Source organism: Enterovibrio nigricans DSM 22720, from assembly GCF_900167155.1.
Classification (GTDB): Bacteria; Pseudomonadota; Gammaproteobacteria; order Enterobacterales; family Vibrionaceae; genus Enterovibrio; species Enterovibrio nigricans.
The window spans coordinates 1-11,280 of the sequence record NZ_FUXU01000102.1 but is presented as its reverse complement, the minus strand read 5'-3'; the positions used below and the strand labels follow the sequence as shown (position 1 = coordinate 11,280).

9 protein-coding genes and 2 pseudogenes are annotated in these 11,280 nt (G+C 44.8%); 7 read left to right on the top strand and 4 right to left on the bottom strand.

The genetic code is table 11. From position 1 onward, the window contains the following. Positions 1-239: 239 nt before the first annotated feature. The 3 genes from B5D35_RS20815 to B5D35_RS20805 form a co-directional block, all read right to left on the bottom strand. Positions 240-1,790 (bottom strand): tripartite tricarboxylate transporter permease, encoded by a 1,551-nt coding sequence (locus B5D35_RS20815; protein ID WP_078754407.1) that lies wholly within the window; start codon positions 1,788-1,790, stop codon positions 240-242. Positions 1,791-1,794: 4 nt separating this feature from the next. Further along, the gene (locus B5D35_RS20810) at positions 1,795-2,268 is read right to left on the bottom strand and encodes a tripartite tricarboxylate transporter TctB family protein (RefSeq protein WP_078754406.1); all 474 of its coding nucleotides are present in this window, start codon (positions 2,266-2,268) and stop codon (positions 1,795-1,797) included. Positions 2,269-2,362: 94 nt separating this feature from the next. Then, positions 2,363-3,346 (bottom strand): tripartite tricarboxylate transporter substrate binding protein, encoded by a 984-nt coding sequence (locus tag B5D35_RS20805; RefSeq protein ID WP_078754405.1) that lies wholly within the window; start codon positions 3,344-3,346, stop codon positions 2,363-2,365. A 243-nt stretch (positions 3,347-3,589) separates the two neighbouring features. Here B5D35_RS20805 and B5D35_RS20800 point away from each other — a divergent pair, with 243 nt between their 5' ends. The 6 genes from B5D35_RS20800 (at position 3,590) to B5D35_RS20775 (ending at position 10,397) form a co-directional block, all read left to right on the top strand. Next, positions 3,590-5,203, top strand: a complete 1,614-nt coding sequence (locus tag B5D35_RS20800) for an ATP-binding protein (RefSeq protein WP_078754404.1) — start codon at positions 3,590-3,592, stop codon at positions 5,201-5,203. 33 nt (positions 5,204-5,236) lie between these two features. Next, positions 5,237-5,938: a response regulator gene (locus B5D35_RS20795; protein ID WP_078754403.1), complete on the top strand. Its 702-nt coding sequence runs from the start codon at positions 5,237-5,239 to the stop codon at positions 5,936-5,938. Between the two features lie 151 nt (positions 5,939-6,089). Beyond that, positions 6,090-6,983 (top strand): DNA-3-methyladenine glycosylase family protein, encoded by an 894-nt coding sequence (locus tag B5D35_RS20790; RefSeq protein WP_078754402.1) that lies wholly within the window; start codon positions 6,090-6,092, stop codon positions 6,981-6,983. 268 nt (positions 6,984-7,251) lie between these two features. Then, the gene (locus tag B5D35_RS20785) at positions 7,252-8,268 is read left to right on the top strand and encodes a Preprotein translocase subunit SecY (RefSeq protein ID WP_078754401.1); all 1,017 of its coding nucleotides are present in this window, start codon (positions 7,252-7,254) and stop codon (positions 8,266-8,268) included. A 113-nt stretch (positions 8,269-8,381) separates the two neighbouring features. Next, the gene (locus tag B5D35_RS24155) at positions 8,382-8,618 is read left to right on the top strand and encodes a hypothetical protein (RefSeq protein ID WP_139367819.1); all 237 of its coding nucleotides are present in this window, start codon (positions 8,382-8,384) and stop codon (positions 8,616-8,618) included. Between the two features lie 771 nt (positions 8,619-9,389). Further along, positions 9,390-10,397: a YdcF family protein gene (locus tag B5D35_RS20775; protein ID WP_244556688.1), complete on the top strand. Its 1,008-nt coding sequence runs from the start codon at positions 9,390-9,392 to the stop codon at positions 10,395-10,397. A gap of 131 nt (positions 10,398-10,528) precedes the next feature. Here the strand turns inward: B5D35_RS20775 and B5D35_RS25060 are convergent. Further along, positions 10,529-10,852, bottom strand: a pseudogene (locus B5D35_RS25060) (ATP-binding protein); the annotation flags it as partial. Here B5D35_RS25060 and B5D35_RS24150 point away from each other — a divergent pair. Beyond that, positions 10,853-11,280: pseudogene (locus B5D35_RS24150) on the top strand (DDE-type integrase/transposase/recombinase); the annotation flags it as partial. It abuts the pseudogene before it with no gap.

Genomic DNA, 11,280 nt, shown 5'->3' with positions numbered 1-11,280 from the left:
ATCGTAGCTTCTAGATTTAGTTCCATCGATTTAAGCAACAAAGCCTATCAACGCATACCGATGTCATCGTTCATGCTCATCGCTAGTAACATGCTAACCCGATGTGCACATTTTCTTCAACCTGAATAAAAGAGTGTTCAATAAAATTCCTTTGAAAGTATTTACTTTGTACTGCAGCTCGAACATAAAAAGCCCCAAATTAGGGGCTTTATCTATACGCATTTAAGACAATACTACGGCTAGCCATCACTGCGATCGGCTTGCGAATTCGCTGTCTGAATGCTGGTTCTAATACCAAACTTATCCAATGCTTTGCGAATAAGCGGCAAAAAAAGTACAAATAAAGAGATACTCATAATCGTGAGTGTAAGCGGACGTTCCCAGATGAAATTAAGACTGCCATCTGAAATGATTAACGCTCTACTGAGGTTGTTTTCCATGATGCCGCCAAGAATGAAGCCCAAGAGCATGGGAGCCATCGGGAAATCCAACAACCTTAGGAATATCGCTACAATCGTAATAATCACCATCACATTAATGTCAAAAGTGTTGAAGCTGACCAGATACACACCCGTGATAGAGAAGAACAAAATGAGTGGAATCAGGATTGGTCTTGGTATAGCCAACAGCCGTGATATGTAGGGTATAAGCGGCAGATTTAAGATAAGTAAGACCATGTTGCCGAAATACATGGAGATGATCACAGACCAAAACACATCCGGATTATCCACAAACAAACGCGGCCCCGGTTGAATACCGTAAGCGATCAACGCACCTAACATGATGGCAGTTGTACCAGAGCCCGGAATACCCAGCGTCAACAATGGTACAAACGAGCCTGTTGACGCGGCATTATTGGCGGATTCTGGCGCAGCCAAACCACGCAATGCGCCTTTACCAAACTTCTCTTTTAATCGACGTGGCGCAATATTGCGTTCTAAACCGTAAGCCAAAAATGAAGCGATGGTTGCCCCAGCCCCTGGTAACACACCCACAATAAAACCAAATAGCGAAGAGCGGGCCACAGTGGGAGCGACTTCTTTCACTTCTTCTTTAGACAATTTCATGCTGCCCAACGCTGCCATGTCCATGTCAGCTTCTTTTTCTTTGTGCTGCCCTTTCATCACTGTCGTCACAACTTCAGCCAACGCAAACGTTGCCATTGCCAGCAGCAGGAAACTGATACCATCGACCAAATCGATATTATTAAACGTAAATCGCGGTGCGCCGGTAATCGCATCTGTCCCGATCGTGGCAATCATCAAGCCAAAGACTGTCATCGTCATGGCTTTCAGTACTTGCCCTTTCCCCGCAAATGCAGAGACCGCTGTCAGGCCAAGGATCATCAGAGCAAAATAGTCAGAAGACTGGAAACTAAGGGAAACCGATGCAAGTGCGGGTGCGGCAAACAAAAGAATAATTGCACCAATGGTACCGCCCGTGAATGACGAATACGCCGCCAGTGCTAACGCCTTACCTGCCTGACGATTTTGCGCCATTGGGTAGCCATCAAACGCAGTTACTACCGTGCTAGCACAACCCGGTGCATTAATAAGAATCGAAGATGTTGAACCGCCAAAAACAGCGCCGTAGTATACACCCGCCATCAAAATGATGCCGGATGCTGGGTCTAATCCGTAGGTAATCGGGATCATCAAAGCAACGGCTGAAATTGGCCCGAGTCCCGGCAACATGCCAATAAATGTACCTGCGAAACAGCCTACGACAACCATCAATATATTGAATGGCATAATCGCCGTGCTTAAACCGGTAGAAATTCCATCCCACATAGCATTAACCTCCCAAAATCTGCGTGAAAAAACGTCCCGGGGCGAGATAAATATCGAGCAGTTTCGCAAGAACAAACCAGATACCAACTGCAAAAGGAACGGATGCTATAAAGAGCATTTTTGGTCTGCGCTCTCCCAGTACCCAATAACCGCCAATTAAGAAGAAGATCGTAGATAAGGTGAAGCCAACCCATTCAAGTGCAAAAGCAAATGCCACAATCAACGCAAGTAGCTTGGCCACAAGTAAGAAATCCAGCCCCGCAACGGAAAGCTTGCTTGCAGCATCTCGCCTCGCTGTCGCGAGCATCAATATGGCAAGAATACCGCCCATCCAAGACAGAGCGATGGGTAACGTTTGCGCATTAAATGGTTCGTACTCATCACCAGGAAACATGGGGATTGTTCGGGCGTAGTACCCGTATGCCACTGAAAGACAGAGAAATACGAGACCACCGATATGGTCTTTAGTGACAATCATCAGACACTCCTTGATGACAACAGCAGATGGGGAGCCCCATCAGTAAGATAGGTACTGGGCCTTGTCCGTTGGCCCAGCATTTTTAGGCCGGTGTTTAGCGTAAGAAACCCAGCTCTTTCATCAAACCGCCCACTTCCTGCTCCTGACCTTCAAGGAAAGTAACGAACTCCGCACGTGGCTTGAAGATTTCTGTCCAACCATTACGGTCACGCACCTCTACCCACGCATCCGTACCGTACATTTTTTCAAGCACAGCAGCGTATTCGTCAGCCTGCGCGTCGGAAAGACCGGGGGCACCAAAGAATCCGCGCCAGTTTGTAAACTCTGCGTCGTAACCCAATTCTTTCAGTGTTGGAACGTCTGGTGCCGCCGCCGAACGCTCAGGACCAGTCATAGCTAGAATGCGAACTTCACCTGCATTTTTCAGTGCCAGCGCCTCAGAAAAGCCGGTGGAAAGAATTTGAGTTTCACCAGATAACATGCCTGCCATGGCTTTACCGCCTGCATCGTAAGCAACATACTTCACACGCTTTGGATCACCGCCCGCCGCTTTAAAGGCCATCGCTGCAACAAGGTGGTCCATACCGCCGCGAGACGAACCTCCAGCAACAGAAACAGAACGCGGATTGGCTTTGTAGTCATCGACCACTTCGCTAAACGATGTGTACTTCGAATTTTTTGGAACAACGAAAGCGGCGTAATCACCAATAGTGGCGGCAATCGGAGTCAGATCACGGAAAGATTGTGGGAACACTTTGGAAAGAGAGCGTATAACGATAGGTGTAGAATTGACCATCAAAGTGTTGTCTGCTTGATCAGAGACTTCAATCAGGTGCGCGATCGCTTTGCCACCACCACCACCGGACATATTTTCATAAGAAACGGTGTCAACCAAACCAGACTTAGAAAGCGCCTCTCCCGTGCCGCGTGCCGTGCCATCCCAGCCGCCACCAGCACCACCGGGGATCAAAAAGTGAACTTCTTCTACGGCCGCATTTGCCACACCAGCACCCAGCACTGACGAAAGAGCCAAAGCGGCGACAAGTGAGCGTTTCTTTGCGAAAAGAGCTGAAAACATACGTATTTCCTCGTGTCGTTCCGTCCTGTGGACGAGATGTGTTAATACCCTTCAACACTATTTACAGATCTAACCCTTGGAAAGTTTGTGTTTTTAATGTTTTTTTAAATTTTAAAATTCATTTTGGGCATATTGTTCACTTGCGTGATACGCCGCAAGAATTCCCCCCTTTCAACAGATAAATGACAACGTATTGTGACTCGACAACCAGATGTAAACAGACAGTAAGACTAAGATCTATCAATGCTTTCTTTACGATCGTTTAAACTGAAAACCCGCATGATGCTGATCCTCGGCATGATGGCGTTATTGCAAACTGGGTTGATCGGTTTTTTCACGCTTGCCTATTTAAGCCATTCTCTTGACGAGCAGATTGGTCAACGTGCCCTGCACGTCGCGAAAACCATATCTTCCATGCCCCAACTAATTGATGCCGTTGAAAGCCGTGACAGTGAATTTCTTCAACCGCTAACGCTGGATCTTGCTGCCATTAACGATGCCAGATTTGTCGTTATTGGTGACAGGAATGGGATTCGGCTTGCGCATCCCTCTTGGGAACGGGTCGGTAAACCCATGTACGATGACGAAGGGGATTACAACGAACCCGCACTGCTTTATGGCAAACCCTACATCCAAAAAGCGGTGGGGAGTTTGGGGGCATCTGTTCGTGGAAAAGCCCCGATTTTTGACTCAAATAATGAACGCGTAGTGGGTATCGTTAGCGTCGGGTTCATGCTCTCCTCTGTAGAGGGAATCATTGAGCGCTATAAAACAACCCTCTATATCGTCATCTTGCTCAGTTTCGGGCTCAGCGTGTTCACGGGACTATGGTTTGCTAACCATTTCAAAAAAGCCATTTTCGGGCTAGAACCAGAACAGATCGGCCAGCTGTTCCAAGAAAGAAACGCCACGTTAGAATCCGTTCGCGAAGGGATCATTGCAGTGAATAGCGAAGGAATAATCACGACCTTTAACCGCGCTGCTATTGAAACGCTCGGCCTCGATGCCAACACCCAGTTATCGGGCAAACCCATAGAAGAAGTACTTCCAGACAGCCGTATAATGGAGGTTTTGCGCACCGGAGACCCGCAATTCGATAAAGAAATCTGGTTACAAGACAGAAATCTGATCGTCAATCGTCTTCCAATGCTTCAAGACAATGAAATCACGGGTGTGGTTTCCAGTTTCCGTCGAAAAGACGAGCTGGATTCAATCAGCAAGCAATTGACACAAATTCAACAATACGCCGATACCTTAAGAAGCCAATCCCACGAATATTCAAACAAACTTCATACCATCGCAGGCTTGATAGAGATTGGTGCCAGCGAAGAGGCTCTTACACTCATTGGACAGGAAACCCAAAGCCATCAAGCATTAATACAGCTTTTAGTAGACGCCATACCGGACCCTATCCTCGCTGGTTGTTTACTTGGAAAATACAATCGTGCCAAAGAGTTAGGGCTAAAATTAGAGATTGACACAGAAAGCAGTATGAAAGCCATTCCTGATCATATTCCACGAGAAGATCTCGTCAGTATCATTGGGAGTCTTATCGACAATGCGTTAGAAGCAACACTGCGAAATCAGCGTCACGAAGTTCGTCTATCAATGACTGATCTGGGAAATGACTTAATCTTTGAAATAGAAGACGAAGGATCAGGCATCCCCGAAGATAAGCAAGAAAGCATTTTCAGAAAAGGCGTTTCCAGCAAGCAAGAAGAAGGTCATGGGTATGGGTTGCACCTTGTTCAGAAACTCCTTCAAAAGCTTAATGGCACAATATTACTTGAACCTGGGGATGAGTACGGTAGTCGATTTACCGTCTACATCCCTAAAGGTGAAATGAATGACAGCTAGACTGTAATGAGTGAAAAGGAAGCAGTATTACCGATGACTCAAAAAATTCGTGTCGTTATCGCTGAAGATGACATCCAAATCGCCGAAATTCAAAAGCGCTTTCTGGCAAAAATTGAAGGCGTGGAATTGGTAGGAATAGCACATACGCTAGAGGATGCAGAAGACCTCGTTGATGTGTTCAAACCTGAGTTGCTCCTCCTTGATAACCACTTCCCCAGTGGAACTGGTTTAGATCTACTGAGAAAGCTTCGCGCGAGCAATAGCACCACTGACGTTATTCTCATCACAGCAGCCAAAGAAGTCGATACGCTACGAGAAGCCCTACGTGGCGGCGTGTTCTATTACATCCTAAAACCGCTGGTTTTCGAACGCCTTCAGGAAGTTATCGGGCAATATTTTGCGCATTTGAACAAACTGAAGGCGATGGAATCACTCGCTCAAACTGATGTTGATACCGTCCTCCCGCAACGATCCATTCAAGCGCCAAACATTGAATCTGAGTCCTTAGCTTCTCGCCTTCCCAAAGGCATCGATGTTATTACTCTTGATAAAATACGCGGCGTCTTTTCTGATTCTGATGAACCACTTAATGCAGAAGAAGTTGGTGCGTTAATCGGTGCCAGTCGCACCACAGCCCGACGCTACCTTGAGTACCTCGTCAGCACCTTCGAATTACAGGCCCATGTGAATTACGGCAGCGTTGGGCGACCGGAAAGACGTTATATTTCCTCGTAGTGCAATGCTAATCTGGTACGGTTTATGACACATTTCGGTAGGTATAGATCACTGCCACACCATTCAGTTATAGTGCACTAAAATACCTTTTATTCGCGTCAAAACGCAGGGTACACTACGCTGGCGAGGGATAACATGGAAAGGAATCAGCATGACTACACACTTCGAAGTGACGACCGCGCTTCCTGACAACTTCCAATCGGAATATTTTCTGGCTTTTCACCGCAGAGACAAATGTGCTATTGCGGAATTGGTGGAAGGCAACACGATAAAAAAGGGACTGGTCATATCAGCCCTCCCCTGCCTTTTAACCATTACGCTGGAGCAGAAAAAAGCAATTGCTTCGCTTCACGCAGATGGTCATCTTTCCGGTTTTGACAACAATGCATTACTGCTTCTATTGAACAATATGTTAGGCCTTTTGCAGCCGACTGCTCAGTTTGAATTGGCGTATCAATCACACCCCGATATTGCCAAATTACTTCGGCACAGCTCAGGGTTAAGAATTCCGCAAACCGCCACACCGTTTGAAGCCATTGTTTGGGCAATCACCGGGCAACTTATCAGTGTTGAAGCGGCAGTTTCTATTCGCCGAAGGCTCATTGAGACGTCGGAAATAAAACACAGTTCAGGTTTGTGGTGTCAACCAAGCCCTCACCACTTGGCCAAATTACCGATCTCCGAATACCGCAAGTGTGGCTATTCCAATGCGAAGGCACAAACCATCCAATTGGTCGCGCAACGCGTCATCAACGGTCAGTTAAATCTTTCACCGGACGTCTCTCCAATAGACATCGACAAAGCACTGCTGGCCATTAAGGGAGTTGGCCCTTGGACAGTCAGTTACACACTATTGAGAGGTTTTGGGTGGTTGGATGGCTCACTGCATGGGGACGTGGCAGTAAGAAAAAGTCTGCAACGTTTATTGGGCTCAGATGAACCTCTTTCGCAAAAGCAAACACAACAGTGGCTTTCACAATTTTCACCATGGAAAGCACTGGTTGCCGCCCACCTATGGGCAATGGAGAGTGACAAAGCCTATTAACGCACAGCCCGTCTCCCGACTTATCAAGGCTTAACCCCCTAACGTCGAAAGCAATTCGTTCAAAATATTAACAATTCGCTGACTAATTCAACACTCAAACCCGAATACAAGAGATGGTTGAAGTATCCAACTCTTGTATGGGGTATCCTCCCCGCCTTTATCACCCGATCCCCGCATCGCGCATACGTTTTTGCTTTCGGCCTTGTGCTTGGAAAATCATCACTTGCTCGTTAATTGCCCTGCGGGGACGCACTATTTGTTACATCTTATGCATTATAAAAACATGTTGGGGTACAGATATCCCAAAGGTCCTTTTGCCATGTTTAGCGTATACAGCTTTACTGGCGCTGCGGTTGTTACATCAACCGTTTTTTCGCTTTTACTCTTTCTGTCGATCGATGACAGCCCTTTAATGATGTTCCTGTTTGGTACGTTAGCTGTCATTTTTGAAGCGGGTAAATTTTACGCCTGGTACGAATATGGCGAACGACGTGCGCATAGAAATTACACCGGTGCATTCACAGCGCTCGTTTTCTACCTCGTACTTGCCGCCATTTCCATCGGTGGCAGCGTGGGTGGCATTAACAGTGCAACAAACAAAGCACAGGGCGTCATTGCCATTCAAGAAGCAAAGATCACGGCATATGACCAACAAATTGAAGCCATTGAGAAGCAAATAGCACTCAATAACCTTGCGGCGCAGAAATATATTGAAATGGAGCGTATCGCTACAGGTATGAGCCGTATTCAGGCTGAAAACAATAAACTGCGAGAAGAACAAATTCGGTTAGCAGAAGAAAGAGATGCTCTTCCACCAGTAACACAGGGTTCTGCAATTGGATTAATTGACGGTATCGCAGATGCTTTTGCGGTTTCTCAGCAGACAGCGCAATTTGGGTTGGTTGTTTTTCTCTCTATCTTGCTAGATCTGTTCGCTGCATTCTTTGTTGGTGTTATTGGTGAAGAGCTGCGTTTCCGTCGCTTCTATCAGCACCATACTGAGATTGATATTACGCCTCATGAAATTTCAAAACCGGTTGGGTACCTAGAGCACAAACCAGATATCCATGATACCGCGAGTACGGTGGAAGAGGATGATGAGCCAAAAACACTCGCTCAACGCGTTGAAGCCGCAATCCAGAACGGGGTGATTACCTGTTCCAAAAAAGCCGTTTCTAAACACTTCCTGCTTTCATCTGACGATGTAGATACACTGTTCGACGAATTGATGGAAAGCGGCATTTTGGCAAAGAAAGCCAATCATCATTACTATTTGACGAACTGAAGTTCACCTGAATAAGAGAAAGCACCCGACGGTGCTTTCTCTTTTGCTTATATATCAATTAATTGTTGATTTAACCAGTATCTTGCCACTCTACGCCCTCACGCAAAAAGACCGTGAGCAACTGGACGGTGATACTCCAACCGTTAACAGCAAGCCTTCCCTACATGCCAAACAGACAAAGAACACCGCAAGCAATGGCGATAAACAGTAACCCGTCACTTAAAGTGACGCACATTCTTTTCTCTGCCACAACAGGCGACGGGAAAATCACCGCTGTGATCAACTACCTCAACTGGATAAAGCACGACGTGTCGCGCTTTATGACCCCTATGATGCCTATACCCAATTAGGCAGTAGACCGTCATTAAAACCTACTCCCTGAAACACTTCGCGTTTGCCTTAGATAAGGCCATAAAGCACAAGAAAGCCTTTGTAGTGTCCTAATGTCGTATCTATGGGGTAAAAGAACTCACACTGTTTGCTCGTATCGTTTGGGAACTGGCGGACGACAGTTTGGGTTGGTCATATATGCCCTGTTTCAACGTCGCCAAAAGTCCCTAAAACCGTGGTCAGGCAATCCCAGTTAAGCGGATTGTCGTTACTGGAGCGCAGAAGTTGATGTGTCAAATGGAAGACATTGACCGTTTACAGGATTCGGCATGCTACCTCAATGAGGTTTATAGGTTTACGTAAACCTATAAACCTATAAACCTAGACCATTTACCCCGTGTTTCCCCCTTCGATACCCGTTTCAAGCCGCTATTCTTGGGGGGGGGGCAGACCTATAGATTTAAACGCATCAAACACCACTTAGCACGTCTACTGATCATCGTTGTCTCGTTTCTGCCTCAAAAACTGCTAAACCTTTTACTCATTTACAACCTGTTCATGAGTTTTTCCCTACTATAAGTTATCTGAATCTAGCTGTGTCAAAATTATACGTCACAGAGCGATCTTATCTGTTGCTATCCTATTGATTCATCTTTGAAGTTTAAAGAGAAATAATACATTATTTGATCATAAAATACGGACAGTCACCGTATAGAAAATGTCAGATAAAAGTAATCCAAATCAAAAAGTAATAACAACGAATAAAACCTAAATTATCAAAAAGGATTAATATGTTTAAGAAAATTCCATTGGTCGTTCTAATTGTTTTCTCTATCGGTGCCGATGCTCATATTATCACACGCGACGCTACTCTAGACCAGCGTATAAGGGAGTTGGAATCTATTAAAGTCTTGCCGGAAAATATCAACAATAAAATCACCGAAGGTCAATTTGATAAGATTTTCGAACTATACAACAGTCTTAATGACGAACAACTAGCATTGCAGAAATTTTCAAATTTAGTAGATACAGATCGCGTTATCAATAATTTGGATAAAAGCAAAGCGGTAATTGCTAATGAGGCTTTTAACATTGTCCTTAGAAACACTGGAAAAATATTCCCAAAGTCTGCCAACTTCACGCCAAAGGGTATCATTGTGCTTGGCTCAACACCTGGCAAGGGCATTTTGGAAAGACGCCTAGATGATGCTTATAAAATGGCAATAGACGACAAATCACTACCAATTATTCTATCAGGAAAAGGGCGCAAAGAAGGCGTTGTAGAAGCTGACTATATGTATAATTACCTTATTCGTAAGGGACTGAATGGTGACCGCCTGTACAAAGAGTCGTTATCTTTAGATACCGTTGGTAACGCAGAATTCTCATACTTTACTATTACTGAAAATGAATCACTCAAAGATATCACGGACTGGTTGGTGATAACAAACAACTTCCATGCTATGCGTTCGCTAAACACTTTTCAGTATATTTTTCCTAACAACTACCGTTTAGAAGTATATTTATCACCGCTATTATCTGAAGGTGTTAAAAATCCTGATAGGCTAAAAATTTTGAAACAATTTGTTACCAGAGAAGTAAAATCAGTATCAAACCCACAGTTTATGGAGCTCCTGACTAATGAACGTTTTAACAAGAAAGAGCAACAATTCAAGGCTGAAAATATAGCAGGACAACCCTGTGCAATATTGCAAAGGATACTTATCAAACATCCACTTTATAATGATAAAGTGGATGAATTCACTGAGCGCTTTAGTAAGTGCTTTACAGCTCACTAATTATCACTCGATGAATTATCTAATAATTACCCAAAGTAAGCCAGAGCAAGATTGAACATAGTTTTACCAAAGTATACTAAGTTAACATCGTTGCTATCAGGTTTACTTTTGTGTTTCAATTCATCCACTTAGATCAGCATAGGCAAATCAAATGAAGTATCAGTGATAATACAAGAACCTCTGGATAGATTCGGGATCAATGAGCGAGAAACAGAATCTAATGTACTGATGGTGTTATCCAGCAAAAAAAATCACGGTCATTAACTAAACGATGGATAAATAAATTGTGAAACGAGACATGATTGTTGCTGATATATCTGCAGGTCGTAGGTTTGATAATGTAAGGAAAATACCGAACTTACGACCTTCCTCAATCAACTCCTCAAACAACTCTAAACGATAGTCTTTCCAGTTAGCCTGTTCGCGTACTGACTGCTGAAAAGGATGTTATGTGCTACTTATTGAGCCTACAAGCGCTGTTTGTTGGAAGAGATCGCTTATTTACGTTGCTTAGGCATCATCGATTGCTCGTGAGAAATAAGCGTGCTTATCACCAAACGCCCCAGAGTCACCATCGCTTTCACTGCCACCCTAACTTGGTAAAAGAAGGGATGAAGCCTCAGCGTCCAGAACAACTGTGGGTTGCCGACATCACTTATATCCCTACACACAAAGGCCACACATACCTGAGTTTGGTCACCGATGCGTACTCGCGAAAAATCATGGGGTTCCACTTAGATGACAACATGAAAGCATCGACAGTTAAACGTGCATTCACCAATGCTCTGAGACAGCGCAAGGCTAACAACCCGCTAGTTCATCACTCTGACCGAGGGATGCAGTATTGTTCAGAGGAGTATCAATGTGTTCACCAGCAGCATAA

Bases quoted from the DNA above. Each gene is read 5' to 3' on its own strand.
- B5D35_RS20815 (WP_078754407.1), bottom strand. From the start codon at position 1,790: ATGTGGGATGGAATTTCTACCGGTTTAAGCACGGCGATTATGCCATTC.
- B5D35_RS20810 (WP_078754406.1), bottom strand. From the start codon at position 2,268: ATGATTGTCACTAAAGACCATATCGGTGGTCTCGTATTTCTCTGTCTT.
- B5D35_RS20805 (WP_078754405.1), bottom strand. From the start codon at position 3,346: ATGTTTTCAGCTCTTTTCGCAAAGAAACGCTCACTTGTCGCCGCTTTG.
- B5D35_RS20800 (WP_078754404.1), top strand. From the start codon at position 3,590: ATGCTTTCTTTACGATCGTTTAAACTGAAAACCCGCATGATGCTGATC.
- B5D35_RS20795 (WP_078754403.1), top strand. From the start codon at position 5,237: ATGACTCAAAAAATTCGTGTCGTTATCGCTGAAGATGACATCCAAATC.
- B5D35_RS20790 (WP_078754402.1), top strand. From the start codon at position 6,090: ATGACTACACACTTCGAAGTGACGACCGCGCTTCCTGACAACTTCCAA.
- B5D35_RS20785 (WP_078754401.1), top strand. From the start codon at position 7,252: ATGCATTATAAAAACATGTTGGGGTACAGATATCCCAAAGGTCCTTTT.
- B5D35_RS20775 (WP_244556688.1), top strand. From the start codon at position 9,390: ATGTTTAAGAAAATTCCATTGGTCGTTCTAATTGTTTTCTCTATCGGT.